Here is a 15913-nt window from a genome sequence, read left to right as displayed (position 1 = left end):
TAATAATTTACTACTAGATAAATAATAAAAAGGAGTTTGTTAATAATGAATATCCTCTTAGCAGAAGATGACTTGCAACTTGGTGAATTAATAAGTTTTATGCTTAAAAAGAAAGAGGGATATAAAGTAGATTGGGTAATGGAAGGAGCAGATGCCTATGATTATGCTCTTGCTGCTCACTATGAAATTTTAATATTAGACTGGATGATGCCAAACGGAGATGGAGTAGAAGTATGCCGCCGTTTAAGAAAAAAAGGATATTCAGGAGCAATTTTAATGTTAACAGCAAAGGATACTGTTCAAAATCGGATAGAAGGACTTGATTCAGGAGCAGATGACTATCTTATTAAACCATTTGAAATTGAAGAGTTACTTGCGCGTTTGCGTGCTCTTTCGCGTCGAAATTATGCTCCTATTAAGGAAGAAGAAATTCATCTTCTTGATATGGTGTTAAATCGCACAAGTCAGACAATTCTTCAAGATGATCAAGAGATTCAGTTAAGTCCGCGTGAATTTCAATTGCTAGACTTATTACTGCAAAATAGGGGACAAGTATTACCTCGTGAACTGATTCTTGATCGAATTTGGGGATATGATACAGATGTGTCCATTAAAACGATTGATGCAACAGTTAAGCTATTAAGAAAGAAACTCGGCCAATTTGGGAAGCATGATATGATCCAAAGTATAAGAGGGGTGGGATATAAGTGTGAAAATTAATTTTCTTTCACGTATACGCAATGTGAGGAAGCGGCGGGAAAGGGACCTTTTTAAAAGCACTCAAGCACGCTTAACACTTTTGTACAGTGGACTGCTTATTCTGTTTCTTATTGCTGTTGTGACAATTGTTTATTTAGTATTTTATACAGTTAATTTAAATGGTCAAAAACACGAACTAGGAGTGTTAGTTAGACGAGAAACAAATCTTGTAGAAGATTATTTAAGGGAAAATGGGAGAGAAGCTTTTCAAAATAGGGAAAGTCAAGATCTCATTGTTGCGGATTATGATCGGTTTTTTTATTATATAACAGATCCTCAAGGGAATTTACTTGTAGGAGATGAAATGGTTCCTCCACTACGTAATCAATTAACAGATTTAGTGAAGAATTGGACCCCAAAACATAATGAAATACGTCAAGCAGTCGTTCAGGTAAAAGATATGAGAGATAAAGAAATTCTGAACAATACACCGCCTGATTTTACGGATGTTCAAGAAGTCCGTCTTATGATTACCGGTCAACCCATTTATTATCAAGGTCAATTGATTGGAATACTTTATATGGGAAAGAATATTTCCTTTGTTTATGATTCATTTAAACGGCTGCCGATTCTTTTAATCGGAATCATTATTTTGTTCGCTGGTGTGGCGGTATATATTAGCTACTTAATGTCAAAGAAAGCGATGATTCCAATTACGCGAGCTTTTTCTCGACAAAAAGAGTTTGCGGCGGATGCTTCTCATGAGTTGCGAACCCCTTTAAGTGTCCTCCTTTCTTCAATTAATGCTATTGAAATGGTCGGAACCTTAAATGAAAAGGACTATGCTCAAAAATTATTAGGCACGATGAAAGAAGAAGTCAAAAGGATGACGAAACTAGTGAGTGCTTTACTAACATTAGCTCGTTCAGATTCAGGCCTAATAGAACGGGCAGATGAGATATTCGACTTTCGTCCTGCTGTTGAAAATACGGTTCATTCTATTGAAACGTTAGCAAAAAGAAAGCAAATCAAGCTTCATTTACAAGCTCCTAATCAGTTGCTGATAAGGGGAGATTCAGAAAGGCTAACTCAATTGTTATACATTTTATTGGATAATGCAGTGAAGTATACACCGAACGGAGGAGAGGTTTACCTGACTTTATCCATTGAATCCTCTAGTCCTCAAATGTTTCAAATGATTGTTCAAGATACAGGCATCGGTATTGCCCCCGAAAGTTATGATCTAATATTTGCACGCTTTTACAGAGAGGATAAAGCACGTTCAAAACAAATTGCTGGACATGGTCTAGGTCTCTCGATTGCGAAATTAATTGTAGACGTGCATCAAGGAACAATTGAAGTTTCAAGTGAACTAAATAAAGGGAGTACTTTTAAAGTCCAAATTCCTTTTTCAGTTAAACCTCACCAAAAAGCAGAAGGTAAGATTCATTAACCTTAAGCTTTTAGTGGGGTTATTGTGATTTTAAAATAAAGTTTGATAAAAAACGTATAAACGGGTGTTTTATGCAGAATTTATTTTAATTTAACACCTGCTTTGATTTTCACTATTCTTTCACCATTCTCTTTTAGAATGAGATTGAAAGAAGAGAAAGAGAACCTTAAAAATATTGTATTTAATAATAGAAATAATTAGGAGAGATACAATGAACCGATCATTATACATAGACTGGCTTCGTATTCTTGCTACGATAGCCGTTGTTACGATTCATCTAGCTTACGAAACTTTAGCTGTTAATTTGCATGATCAGCCTTTATCCAATTGGTTAACTGGAAATTTATTTGATTCAATGTCTCGTTTTGCCGTTCCTATTTTTGTGATGATTAGTGGTGCTTTATTGTTAAACGATAAGAGGGAGTTAACGTATAAATTCTTTTTTCAGAGGCGTTTTAATAAAGTACTCATTCCTTTTATAGGTTGGAGTGCTATTTATTATGTATACGAAGTTCATGAGGGGAATTTTCAACTTTCAATATCTGAGTTTATCCAATTAATCTTATCGAATAGTATTAGTGTTCATCTTTGGTTTATGTATATGATATTGGCCATGTACATCGTTACCCCTCTATTAAAGATTTTTGTAAAGCATGCTTCTAAGAAAGATATACTATATTGTTTATCATTATGGTTCCTTGTAGCCGTACTGCTTAGAATTTTAAATCAATACGTTGAACTTAGTTTTTACATTGAGCTTAACTATACCGCAAATTATATAGGATACTTTATTCTAGGCTATTATTTGTCACATTATGAGATTCCAATAAAGTGGAGAAGAATGAGTTATATAGGGATAGTGATTGGGGTGTTTTCCACATTCATTGGGACTTATCTTGCTACTATGCAAACAAAAGGAGTTTTGAATGAATTTTGGTATGAAGATCAATCTCCTAATGTGCTTTTAGTATCCATTGGTTTATTTATCTTCTTTAGATATCAACTTACAAAGAGAGAAATGAAGATTCCTTATCTCGCTCAACTTATAAATACATCAAGTTTTGGAATCTACTTAATTCACATTCTAGTAATAAGAGTTCTCTATGATTCTGTCATTATGAAGTTATTCTTGAATTTACATGCATTTATTGCAATACCTATCAGTATATTAATCGTCGTATGTATTAGTTCCATCACCGTTTTCATTATGAGAAAAACCCCTGTAGTAAAGAAACTCGTTCCGTAAATCAAGTATTAATATAAGCAAGAAAATGAACAAATGTCTTTACTTTTAGAAAGTATAGAAAGCTCAGATTGGTAAAATCTGAGCTTTTTTATTTTGTTAAAAACTATTTTGTTTTCACCGTTTTTTCACTTTTAAGAAGTAAAGTTACATGTATAACTCATAACAATTAATATTTCATCTTAGGAGGTCTTCATATGATAAAGAAAAAAATATTTGGCTATGTAATGTTCAGAGATTCATCTGCACGTTTAGGAATAATATATGAGTACTCTGCAAACCAACAAACCGAAAGGCAGGATATGAAAACTTTATTCAAATATTTAAACAAAAATGTTGAGGAAGATGACTACAAACATTTTATTAAGTCCTATTCTTCTGAAGCGGCAACGGATATAGCTGCACTTTATGATAAAGCGCCTTTAGAACTTAAAGAATTAATAGATACGTTATATCAAGAAACTGGATCAGACTTTGCAGTTATGAACATGTTAGGAATAAAAGTACCGAAGTCATAAAACAGAAGTTAAAAATAAAAAATGGCTAATTAAACTATAAAAAAAATGACTAGAAGCATAGAATTTTTACAATTTGTCATATAGATGACTATTTCACTTTAAACGATGACTTGATGAACATGGACAAGTTAGATAGGCACCGTTTATAGAGAATAAGTCATTAATTGACTGTAGATTGTAGTCTACATATCCGTACTAAAAATTCTTAAGAGATTTGTAGATATATTTAAAAGTTGAAACTGTTTTGTTTATAGAATCAAGGAGTGGTAATTCTGTTTAAGAAAATTCTTTTGAAGTTGCGTGACTATAGATTGTCAAGAAAATCGAAAAAAACAGAGGGAACAAGTTTTATCTTTCAGGATTTATCTGGAAAACGATGGTCAACAATTAGGATAGCTACAATTATACTTATGCTATTTACTGTTGTCGTTAGTTCAGTGATTGGTGTAAGTTTGTTCAAAAATCCAAATTTATCGGCATTAGAATTAGAAGAGGAAAGCAATATTACATCAATTAATGAATCAATTACATCTTCAAGTGAGGATTCATTCCAAGTAAGTTTAAATAATCAAAACGCTGTTTCTGAAGTAAGTGAAGATGAAATATATGCTTTCTATCAAAAAGACGATGATACTAGTAAATCTTCGTTAGTAGAAAATATTGAGTCCCTCGGCGTTGTCATGCCTGACTGGTATAATTTAACCTCCAATCAAACAATTACAAAATCCATAGAAGACGAAATTGATGCGTTAGCTAAAAAAAATAATGTAAAAGTAATACCTCGACTAAGTTTAGAAAGTACATCAGATCAAGAAACATTACATGAGTTACTTCATTCATCTAAATCACGTACAGCATTCATTAACTCTTTATACGAACAAGTGAAAGAGGACAAGTACGCTGGAATTAATATTGATTTTACAGGGTTGAATGAGGATGATAGAGAACTTTTTACAACGTTTATGTCTGAGTTGTATGATCTATTTCATAGCCATAATCTACAGGTTATCTTAACTGTGCCACCAGATGATGGAGCCTATGATTATTCTTCCCTTTCAGAAACCGTAGATCGTATGATTCTGATGCTTTTTGATGAACATTACGAAGCAAGTGAGCCAGGATCTGTAGCTTCTGCTAATTGGTCTCAACAAATATTGGATGAGTTCCCTGTTTCCTCCGATAAGCTAATCGTTTCCTTAGCGAACTTCGGATATGATTGGACTGTAGATAGTGAAAAACAAGGGGAATATTTAACATATTCAGAAATTATGGAAAAAGTATCTGAATCAGACTTGAAAGTCCAGTGGGATCAAGACAGTAGAACGCCTTACGTAAGATATACAGAAGATTATCAAGAGCATATCATTTGGTTTTTAGATGCAGTAACATCCTATAACCAATTAAAATTAGCTATGGAACATGGGATAAAAGGAGTTGCTATCCAAAACCTTGGTTATGAAGAGAGTAGTTTTTGGGATATTTTAGATGACACAACTTCTATAGAGGATAATGTTAGTAAGCTGAAAACGATAGAAAATGTAACACCGATCCAATTCATAGGAGATGGGGATATTATCAAAATTTCTTCAGATTCTGAGGAAGGATTAAGGAGTATTAAATTAGATAGAGAGGGGCTTATTAGTCTCGAAACGTATAAAAAATACCCTGTTCCTTATTATATTGAACGGTTTGGAGGTACGGAAAGCAAAAAGGTAGCCTTGACCTTTGATGATGGACCTGATCCAACTTTCACACCACAAATACTTGATATTTTAAGTGAAAAAAATGTAAAAGGGACGTTTTTTGTTTTAGGAAAACAGGCCGCCCTTTATCCCGAAGTAGTAGAACGAATATATAGAGAGGGGCACACAATAGGAAGTCATACGTTTAGTCACTCAGATATAACAGAAGATAGTTCTTTGACATTAAAAGCAGAATTAAATTCTACTCAACGACTTATCGAACAAATCACAGGTCATTCTACAAATCTGTTACGTCCGCCTTATACTACGGATGCTGATTATTCGGTAGATGAACTTTCGTCCGTATTTGAGTTTCAGGAAATGGGTTATACCATGGTTGGTTCTTTAATTGACAGTAGGGACTGGGAATCTGAATCGAGTGATGAGATTGTCAAACGAGTAACAGAGACAAATCTCGGTAATGGTAATATCATCCTTCTCCATGATGCTGGAGGAGACCGGTCTACTACCATTGAGGCTCTTCCTGAAATTATTGATACGTTGCGTGAGAAGGGCTACACATTTGTTACACCTAATGAGTTAATAGGAAAAGATCGTAACGATGTCATGCCTACAGTTGAGGAAAGTTCGAATTTATATATGGTGTTTTATAAAATAGCGGATACTGTATATATTTTCTTATCCAAGTTTGGAACTTTATTCTTTGCGCTCGCTATTATTATTGGGATTACTCGTTTGTTATTCTTAGTGTTCTTTAGTTTTAAACATAAAAAAAATTATAAGAATAGACAAAGAAAAGAAGGGTTTAATCCATCTGTCAGTGTTATTTTACCAGCTTACAATGAGGAAAATGTAATCGAAAATACGATTCATTCTATTCTAAAAAGTGACTACTCTAATTTCGAGCTTATTGTTGTAGATGATGGTTCTACTGACCAGACAGCTAAGATCGTTTCTGATCGATTTTATCATGATGAGAGAGTGCGTCTTATTACGAAAAAAAATGGTGGGAAATCATCGGCTATTAATAGAGGGTTTAACGACTCTAACGGAGAAATTATCGTTATTTTTGATGCTGATACTTCCATTGCCCATAATGCCATCTCACTACTAGTTAATAATTTTAGTGATGAGCAAATAGCAGCTGTCGCAGGTAACGTTAAAATAGGAAATGTCCGAAATCTCCTAACCTTATGGCAACATGTGGAGTATGTAACAGGTTGTAACCTTGAAAGGCGTTCTTTTGATGAACTGAATTGCATCACGGTTGTACCGGGTGCTATCGGAGCTTGGCGTAAAAAAGCTGTTGTCGAGGTGGGGTATTTTGAAGATGATACATTAGCAGAAGATACAGATGTTACCTTAAAACTGTTGCGTAAAGGATATCGGATTACTTATGAACCGAATGCTTATGCCTATACTGAAGCACCGGAAAATCTAAAAAGCTTTATAAAACAACGTGTCCGATGGTCTTATGGGATCTTACAATGTTTATGGAAACATCGAGGGGCTTTATTTAATCCAAAACAAAAAACGTTAGGATTTGTTGGCCTTCCAAATATGTGGTTACAGTATGTTCTGCAAGCATTGGCACCTTTAGCTGATTTAATTTTTGTGGTTGGCTTGTTTGGAGATACAACTAAAATTCTTACTTTCTATGCTGGATTTCTAGTTGTTGATCTCTTAGCTTCGCTCTATTCGTTTAAATTAGAAAAAGCAAATGTGAAACCTCTTTTATTATTATTTGTCCAGCGTATTGTTTATCGTTACTTCTTAACTTATACAGTCTGGAAATCAATTATATCTGCTTTCAAAGGGATTCTAGTAGGCTGGAATAAGCTAAAACGTTCAGGAAATGTTAAGCTGCCTGACAAAGAGATAGAGAAAGGGGCATAAAGATAAATCATTACGACATGTATTTTTGGAAGTTAGTCAGGAGATGAGGAAAAAATCAAATGCAGAAAATAAAAGTATATCTTTTACTTATAGTCATTGCAGTAGGTGCCTTTATTTTTTACGAGGTAAATGCAGCTCCATCTGAGGAGGATAAAAAGTTTATCATGTCTTACCTGTATGAAGGAGATACTAGTGACTATCTTCAAAATGTTAAAAGGACACAGGGGGCTTTAAACGAAGTCTCCCCTGCCTATTTTAACTTGAATGATGATGGCACACTTCAGGAAACCAAAAGTATTAACTCCTCATTCATAAAAGAAATGCATGAACAATCGGTTGCGGTGGTCCCATTTTTAAGTGATCATTGGGACGCGGATAAGGCTAAAGCCGCTCTAGAAAATAAAGAAGAGTTAACTTCTCAGATTGCTAGTACAATCGAACAATATAACCTTGATGGAATCAATGTTGATATTGAAAATGTTACAGCAGAAGAAAGGGAAGATTATAGCGAGTTTGTAAAACTTCTAAAGGAGAAACTGCCTGACGAAAAGACAGTTTCAGTCGCAGTCGCAGCAAATCCTAAGGGATGGAATACAGGATGGCAAGGAGCTTATGATTATTCTACATTAGCTCAATACAGTGATTATCTAATGTTGATGGCATATGATGAGCATTCGGTTGATCACGAGACTTCTGGACCAGTAGCAAGTTTTCCTTTTGTAGAAAAAACAATCAAATATGCTTTATCACAGAACGTGCCATCTGAGAAAATTGTTTTAGGAATACCTTTCTATGGAAGGCTTTGGAATGATGATGGAACAATTCTCGGAATTGATGTTCCAATGAAAAACGTAGACGCTCTTATTGAAAGATATAATGGAGAAATTGTTTACGATGAAGAGTATCAGTCAGCTAAGGCTACCTTTACAGTTAAATCAACTGATGAGCCAAGTACGATAAATGGAACAAAACTTACGCCTGGAACTTATACGCTTTGGTATGAAAATGAACAATCTATTAAAGCGAAGCTTCAATTAATCCAAAAATACAACTTAAAAGGTGCAGGAATATGGAATTTAGGTAAGGAAACTGCTCAAACATGGGATTATTTTGAACAGTCATTAAATGCATCATCCGAAAAATAAAAAGATATTTAAATGTATTTAAAATAAACTAGGACAGTAAAACCGTTTTTTTACTGTCCTAGTTTTTTGGATGAGAAAACCTTAAACCTTCATACATTGCGATTTCCTTGTAGAATTGATAGCTCTAGGAAACCTTCTCATGGAATCTTTTTTCTAATTGTTGTTTCACTATCTTTTTTTCCCATTGGGGATAGTCATGAGTTAGAATCCAGTGAAGTTGGTGATAGTCCATGAATGATGCTAGCTGTTTGAAAAAAATTTTTCTCCATTTCTTCCTATACATAAATGATCTCCTCGTCCTTTCTCTTCGGAAATAAATGATTGATCTTTTACAGTTTAAAATTTTTTTAAATTAGTCATCAAGTGAATATTCTCAGGAAAAACTCTGATAATCTTAGGACTACTATAAGATGAAAGTTACTATCTATTTTGTTAAATTTAACTAAAAATACTATATATTAAGATTATTATTAATTTTGACGAATTATGGTTAATAAAGCAAGTTTAAATAAATGGTAATTTGATGGTGGGGGATTAGTAACGATGTAAAAGATGATTCCCATATAAGAATTTTATGAGTTAGAAAGGGGTGTAGAGATAGCTGCTAAATCTGTCCCATATTATATCATCATTCTAAATAATTAATAAACAGGGAGTGAAAAAAGCTTATTTTTATGGAGAACAGTCACTGAGCTCATCATCTAAATTCATTTTATTCATTATTTCACGTAGGAGGTATTGAATTTTACATAATCATATTTCTTTTCATTCTATGACCTAGAATGCTCATTATGTGAACTATAAATTATAGTTTATATAGGATATACTACATAGCATTATTATTATTGTAGGTTAACAAACCACATTTTTTATAAGGTAGGAACACAAATATAATATTGATAGAATGGAGCAGGCTGCTAGGATGTAGTTTCTCAACAAATTGAAAAAAGCTATTGAAATTAAAAATTTCAATAGCTTTTAATGCAAAATCTAATGTTTAATTGTTTACTCTGTAAATTCTCCAGCATAATCCATTAGTTTATCACGCCATACAGTGTGGAAATGAGCATCATCTGAAACATCATCTTGGTAGGCAACACCTTCTTGTGAAGCTATTTCTAACCATAGACGAGGCCCATCAATTCGTACATATGAACCCACTTCGTTGTAGTCTGTTGATCCTGACCATCCAATATAAGTTTTAGCTAATGCTTCTTTGGATAAATAAGCTTTTAAAAGTTTATTAGCTGTTTTGGAGTCTGCATCTTTTACCCAAGCTTTAATAGCTTTTTGAACTAATTTTTGTTGATTTTTAGTTAAATCTGTATATAAAATCCCTTCGCTTTCTTCTGGGAACTGTCCATCCTTGTCTGCTCCTACTACTACATCTCGAAATGTTTCTGAAATTTTTGCTTCATTAAGCTGATTTGTTGTAAGTGATTCGAGGATAGAGTACATTCCATCTCGACGTGTTTCAATAGGAGAATAAGTTGTGCCATCTAATTCAAAAGTTTGAGGTTCAGAACCTGTAAATTGAGGCGTAGCACTTACTTCTTCTTTCCCATTAAATACGATATTTTCAGCTAAATGATGGCCACTAATTTGCAACATCCATTCACCATTTTCAGATGGTGTACCTAATATTGCAATATAATACAAACCTGATCCCCACTCTGTTCGCCCTGTATCGGTTGTTAGAAACTCATCTGCCTTAATAATTTCAGTTAATGTCTCATATCCTTGCTTACTCAGAGAAGCCTTTGCGAGTTTTAAAGCAGCCTCTACACTTTCATCAGATAAATCACCTAATGCTACTCCATTTCGATTTTGAGAATTTGCAGGTAAGTTTGTCCAATGTTCAGCATTTTCTTCTGTAAATTCATATTGAACGGTACTTTTTTGCTTATCTGTCAAAGTTGATAAGAATTTATTAGCCAATTTCACCTCGTTTGCCCCTTGTTGTGTTCCCTTACTTTCTGTTACTTGATTAAGCACGTCAAGGATAGAATCTTTGGGTTCCGACTGAGGAAAACCTCCTCCTGGTAGGGCAGTAGTACTTTGTGTAGTTGATTCGGTTGTATCACTTGCTGCGAAAGCTGACATTCCTGCCCCGCCTATCACTCCTACAGATAAAGCTCCGGTCATTATATATCCTACTAACTTCTTTTTCTTCATTCTACTCATTCCTCCTTCATTGAATTAGTAGGGGACCAAATGCAATGGATATCCCTTACCTTTGCTATGTTACTATCCAATGGTGAAAAAATGATGAAAATTAGATAGAGAGGAAATTAAAGGACATTTCATTATCCCATTAGATATGCTTTTTATCGCCTAGAAGTCATGTTATGTTTATTATGATTTAAGATAATAAGCCCCCAATATTTATCTCTAAATATTGGAGGCTTATTTGTCCGTAAAAAATGTATTTTTTTATATTAGTTCGCGAAAGTCAATAAGAATCCAACTTACTCTGTAGCTATAGAAGCAATACATATGTTTAAAAAGAAACAAGTTCACCACGAAGTGAAGTCTATACAAAATAAAATAGAATTCATACATCAATTATTTAGAATTACTTTATAAATTAAAAAATAACAGTTAAATCAACTTGTATGTTTTTGGACAATTATTTTTTGCTCCCAAATCTATTATTGTACTTCCTCATAATACTCTCTGCTTGCTCTAACTGTTTTCGATCATTAATACCCAGCACTTGTGCATTATCAAACAATAAATAGGAGCCAAACTTTTTGTTTTGTTTATTTAAAATAGATACCATATCAGTTAAATAGTATTCATTTTGTACATTATTATTTTCAACAAGTGGTAGACCTTCTATTAACGCTTTATTTTTAAAAACAAAAATTCCTGTATTCACTTCTTGAATTTTCCTCTGTTCATGATTGGCATCTTTTTCCTCGATTATATCAATTACTTCTCCATCTCTGTTACGAATAATTCGGCCGTAACCTGTAGGATCTTCAAATTTTGTGATTAATACTGTCCCCTCATTATTAGCTTGTTGGTGTTTTTCTAATAAAGATAATATCGTTTTTTCTTGAATAAGAGGTGTATCACCTGTGATAATCAACGTATTGCCTTCATCTCTAAGTTGAGGAATCGCTTGCATTACCGCATGGCCAGTTCCTTTTTGCTCCAATTGATACGCATATTTGACACCATTTCCTATTGTTTCTCTTACCATTTCACCTTTATGCCCAATTACAACTATCTTATCCTGAATTCTAGATCTCTCTAGCTTTTCGAGTATATGCATAATCATAGGTTTTTCGCAAATAGGGTGGAGAACTTTTGGTAGTTCTGATTTCATTCTTGTGCCTTTTCCAGCTGCCAACACAATTGCATTTGTCATAATAAAATTTCCTCCAATATAAATAAAGATTAAGTTAGTTAAAACGATAAACTTGCTTTAATTTATACTCTATCTAAAAAAAATGAAAAGTAGGTGAAAATCAACAAGATCATTCATAATGAAGATCTATATTATAACAATGTTTTTTCAATATTAACTATATTGTTTTTACCTTTTAAAATGTTAGTGATAATAATTTGTGTTATGGAAACATAAGAAATTTGCTGAGAAGTTACACAATGTTCTAAAGAGTATGTAACATATATTTCTATAATAAGGTGTAAGAGTGTTCTTCAAGATGGAGGAGGATTTTTTGAAGTAAAGGGTTAGGTTAGATGTAGAAGAGCGGTTAAGAGGACTGGAAATTTTAAATAAAAAAGCAGAGTTTAATTAGAGCTTCAGTAAATTTTTTTACCATTTCAGCTATGATATTCATCAATAAGAAAACATAGCGGAAAAAACACAGCTCTTGCTCGCTGGTGGAAAAGGGTTAAATTTAGGGGGATTATTAAAAATTCAAGGAATACAGGAGCCTACAAGTACCAGAAGGATGTTATGTTACAACATTTATAATATATATGAAAAATGTTGATATATAGGGTTTTTTAAAACTGAAAACTCTATACTGGATGCACTTATTTTTTTATTTGTGTACCAAAGGTTGATGCAGAGTTTTTCTTCTCCTTCAACAGTAAAAACCTAGAAAACAAAAATGAATATATCTCTCCCAGTTTAATTATAAAACATAAATAAGATAAAATATAGACTGTTTATGTTTAGAGTTAAGTTCTAGAATTTATACATATGTCATTGATCTGATTTATGCATAGGCTTTGCAACTTGCAAAGGTATCGAACCAACTCTAATGAAGACACACTCTATAAAATTAGAGATATGCTCCAAATTATCAAAGGTGGAATTGTGACATATAAAGTTTAAAAGAAGGGGAGAGTTGAAATGGGTTCTTATGTTCTCAGTTTTCAGGAGATTGATAAAACACAGCTTTTGCTCGTCGGAGGAAAAGGATTGAATTTAGGAAAACTATCGCAAATTCAAGGAATACAAGTACCAGAAGGATTTTGTGTTACAACAGAAGCCTATCAAAAAGCCCTCGAACAAAACGAAGCGTTTCACGCATTGTTGGATCAATTAACACTGCTAAAAGTAGAGGATCGAGTTCAAGTTCGTGAAATCAGCAGGAAGATTCGGAAAATCATTATGGAAGTAGAGATTCCTTCCGACGTTGTGAAAGCTGTTGCTCACTATCTCTCCCAGTTTGGCGATGAACATGCTTATGCAGTGCGTTCTAGTGCCACAGCTGAAGATTTACCACATGCCTCTTTTGCCGGTCAGCAAGACACCTATTTAAATATCATCGGAAAAGAAGCCATTTTGCAGCATATCAGCAAATGTTGGGCTTCCCTATTTACGGATCGTGCGGTAATCTACCGTATGCAAAATGGATTTGATCACAGCCAAGTGTATTTATCCGTTATCATCCAAAGGATGGTGTTCCCACAGGCTTCAGGAATTTTATTTACCGCAGATCCGATTACTTCCAATCGAAAGTTGCTATCAATCGATGCCAGTTTTGGACTTGGAGAAGCACTAGTCTCTGGCTTGGTATCTGCCGATTGTTACAAAGTGCAGGAAGAAGAAATTGTCGATAAGAGAATAGCAACCAAAAAATTGGCTATCTATGGACGAAAAGAAGGTGGTACAGAGACAAAGCAGATTGATCCTGATCAGCAAAAGACTCAAACGCTTACTGAACAACAAATTTTACAACTAGCACGCATAGGAAGACAGATCGAAGCTTATTTTGGTTACCCACAAGATATCGAATGGTGTTTTGTTGATGATACATTTTATATTGTCCAAAGTCGGCCAATCACGACTTTATATCCGATACCTGAAGCAAATGATGAAGAAAATCACGTTTACGTATCTGTCGGTCATCAACAAATGATGACTGACCCCATGAAACCATTGGGATTATCTTTTTGGCTGTTAACGACTCCTGCCCCCATGCGCAAAGCTGGTGGAAGGTTGTTTGTTGATGTTACACAAAATCTGACTTCACCTGCCAGCAGGGGAATTTTATTAAATGGCATGGAAAAACACGAGCCACTCTTAAAAGATGCATTAATGACCATAATAGAGCGAAGGGATTTCATGAAACCGTTACCAAATGATAAGAAAGAACAGAGTCCTAGTATAAGTAATAAAGGTATGCCGACAGCGGATTTTCAAGCACAAATCGAAAACAATCCGACAATTGTTTCTGATTTGATTAAGAGTAGCGAAACATCGATAGAAGTGTTAAGACAAAACATCCAAATGAAATCAGGACCGGATTTATTTAATTTTATTCTAGAAGATATCCAGGAATTAAAGAAGATTTTATTTAACCCACAAAGTTCGAGTGTGTATAGGGCTGCTATGGATGCTTCATCATGGATCAATGAAAAAATGAAAGAGTGGTTAGGTGAAAAAAACGTAGCAGATACGCTTTCTCAATCTGTGCCAAATAATATTACTTCAGAAATGGGTCTGGCGCTATTGGATGTCGCAGATGTAATTCGCCCTTATCCAGAAGTAATGGATTATTTACAACATGTAAAAGATGATAACTTTTTGGATGAACTGGCTAAGTTTGATGGTGGACAGAAAACCAAAGACGCAATAATGGCTTATCTTAATAAATACGGAATGCGATGTGCTGGAGAAATTGATATTACTAAAACTCGTTGGAGCGAAAAACCAATTACACTCATTCCTATGATTCTTAGTAACATCAAAAACTTTGCGCCTAATGCTAGCAATCAGAAATTTGAGCAAGGGCGGCGTGTTGCTTTGAAAAAAGAACAAGAGTTATTAGATCGATTGAAGGAATTACCGGATGGTGAACAAAAAGCTAAAGAAACAAAACGAATGATTAGCCTAATCCGGAATTTTATCGGATATCGGGAATATCCAAAATACGGTATGGTTAATCGCTACTTCGTTTATAAGCAGGCTTTACTGAAAGAAGCTGAACAACTTGTACAATCCAACGTTATTCATGAAAAAGAAGATATATACTATCTCACTTTTGAAGAATTTCACGAAGTCGTACGCACAAATAAACTAGATTATGGGATCATCAGCAAACGAAAAGACGAGTATAAATTATATGAAAAACTAACTCCCCCACGTGTTATTACGTCTGATGGTGAAATCATTGTAGGTGAGTACAAACGAGAAAATCTCCCATCCGAAGCTATTGTAGGTCTACCGGTTTCTTCCGGAGTTATCGAAGGAAGAGCACGTGTCATCTTAAACATGGAAGATGCTGATCTAGAAGATGGAGATATCTTAGTCACTACCTTTACTGACCCTAGTTGGACAACATTGTTTGTATCGATAAAAGGACTCGTCACCGAAGTTGGCGGACTGATGACCCATGGAGCGGTTATTGCACGTGAATATGGCTTGCCAGCTGTTGTTGGTGTTGAAAATGCCACCAAGCTGATAAAAGATGGGCAACGTATTCGAATAAATGGAACAGATGGCTATATCGAAATATTGTAATTGCTGAATACATCTCTAATTGACTTGATCCTGTTTCATTTCCAATAAGTTGTTTTTCAACTGGAACTAATCCAAAAACTCATCTGGATTCCAATTTTGGTTCATAAGTTTTTCCTCCAATCCGAATCACTATTTTTGATTCTAATGGATTCTCAAAAAAGAGTATTCAAATTAGGAGAATCATTTACATCATACTGTTACTTTGCGGTCTATGATAGGAACCCTATCGCTGGGCCATTAAGTATACTTGAAAGGAAAGAAAAAGCGCAAACTCATTGCTGTTCAATGATATGATCCCCTTATAGTA

At 34.2% G+C, this 15913-nt stretch carries 9 protein-coding genes; 7 read left to right on the top strand and 2 right to left on the bottom strand.

Going from position 1 to position 15913, the window contains the following annotated elements; all coding sequences use genetic code 11:
• Positions 1–45: 45 nt before the first annotated feature.
• The 6 genes from MOC86_RS18495 to MOC86_RS18470 all read left to right on the top strand — a co-directional run bounded on the left by MOC86_RS18495 (position 46) and on the right by MOC86_RS18470 (position 8657).
• Entirely contained in the window at positions 46–720 is a 675-nt protein-coding gene (locus MOC86_RS18495; protein ID WP_268585453.1) for a response regulator transcription factor, read from the top strand.
• Positions 710–2152 (top strand): sensor histidine kinase, encoded by a 1443-nt coding sequence (locus MOC86_RS18490; RefSeq protein ID WP_268585451.1) that lies wholly within the window; start codon positions 710–712, stop codon positions 2150–2152. Before MOC86_RS18495 ends, MOC86_RS18490 begins: the two co-directional genes overlap by 11 nt.
• 211 nt (positions 2153–2363) lie before the next feature.
• Complete coding sequence (locus tag MOC86_RS18485; protein ID WP_268585450.1) at positions 2364–3398, top strand: acyltransferase; 1035 nt, start codon at positions 2364–2366, stop codon at positions 3396–3398.
• A gap of 194 nt (positions 3399–3592) precedes the next feature.
• Positions 3593–3913, top strand: coding sequence for a hypothetical protein (locus MOC86_RS18480; protein ID WP_268585449.1), 321 nt, complete (start codon positions 3593–3595; stop codon positions 3911–3913).
• A 311-nt stretch (positions 3914–4224) separates the two neighbouring features.
• Positions 4225–7512 carry a polysaccharide deacetylase family protein gene (locus MOC86_RS18475; RefSeq protein ID WP_268585448.1) on the top strand — a complete coding sequence of 1096 codons (3288 nt, stop codon included), beginning with the start codon at positions 4225–4227 and terminating at the stop codon, positions 7510–7512.
• Positions 7513–7571: 59 nt separating this feature from the next.
• Entirely contained in the window at positions 7572–8657 is a 1086-nt protein-coding gene (locus MOC86_RS18470) for a glycosyl hydrolase family 18 protein (RefSeq protein ID WP_268585447.1), read from the top strand.
• Positions 8658–9662: 1005 nt separating this feature from the next.
• On the opposite strand, the gene MOC86_RS18465 is transcribed toward MOC86_RS18470, so the two are convergent.
• Positions 9663–10832, bottom strand: coding sequence for a DUF3500 domain-containing protein (locus MOC86_RS18465; protein WP_268585446.1), 1170 nt, complete (start codon positions 10830–10832; stop codon positions 9663–9665).
• 454 nt (positions 10833–11286) lie between these two features.
• Positions 11287–12033: a sugar phosphate nucleotidyltransferase gene (locus MOC86_RS18460; RefSeq protein WP_268585445.1), complete on the bottom strand. Its 747-nt coding sequence runs from the start codon at positions 12031–12033 to the stop codon at positions 11287–11289.
• A 957-nt stretch (positions 12034–12990) separates the two neighbouring features.
• On the opposite strand from MOC86_RS18460, the gene ppsA reads away from it, so the two are divergent.
• On the top strand, positions 12991–15606 hold the full coding sequence (gene ppsA / locus MOC86_RS18455; protein WP_268585444.1) for a phosphoenolpyruvate synthase: 2616 nt from the start codon (positions 12991–12993) through the stop codon (positions 15604–15606).
• Positions 15607–15913: the final 307 nt, after the last annotated feature.

It is taken from the genome of Priestia endophytica (assembly GCF_026790145.1).
GTDB classification, from domain to species: Bacteria; Bacillota; Bacilli; order Bacillales; family Bacillaceae_H; genus Bacillus_I; species Bacillus_I endophytica_A.
Note: the sequence above shows the minus strand (reverse complement) of the source record. Positions and strands in the feature narration are given on the sequence as shown.

Coding starts and splice junctions, on each gene's coding strand:
- MOC86_RS18495 (WP_268585453.1), top strand. CDS start 46: ATGAATATCCTCTTAGCAGAAGATGACTTGCAACTTGGTGAATTAATA.
- MOC86_RS18485 (WP_268585450.1), top strand. CDS start 2,364: ATGAACCGATCATTATACATAGACTGGCTTCGTATTCTTGCTACGATA.
- MOC86_RS18480 (WP_268585449.1), top strand. CDS start 3,593: ATGATAAAGAAAAAAATATTTGGCTATGTAATGTTCAGAGATTCATCT.
- MOC86_RS18470 (WP_268585447.1), top strand. CDS start 7,572: ATGCAGAAAATAAAAGTATATCTTTTACTTATAGTCATTGCAGTAGGT.
- MOC86_RS18465 (WP_268585446.1), bottom strand. CDS start 10,832: ATGAAGAAAAAGAAGTTAGTAGGATATATAATGACCGGAGCTTTATCT.
- MOC86_RS18460 (WP_268585445.1), bottom strand. CDS start 12,033: ATGACAAATGCAATTGTGTTGGCAGCTGGAAAAGGCACAAGAATGAAA.
- ppsA (WP_268585444.1), top strand. CDS start 12,991: ATGGGTTCTTATGTTCTCAGTTTTCAGGAGATTGATAAAACACAGCTT.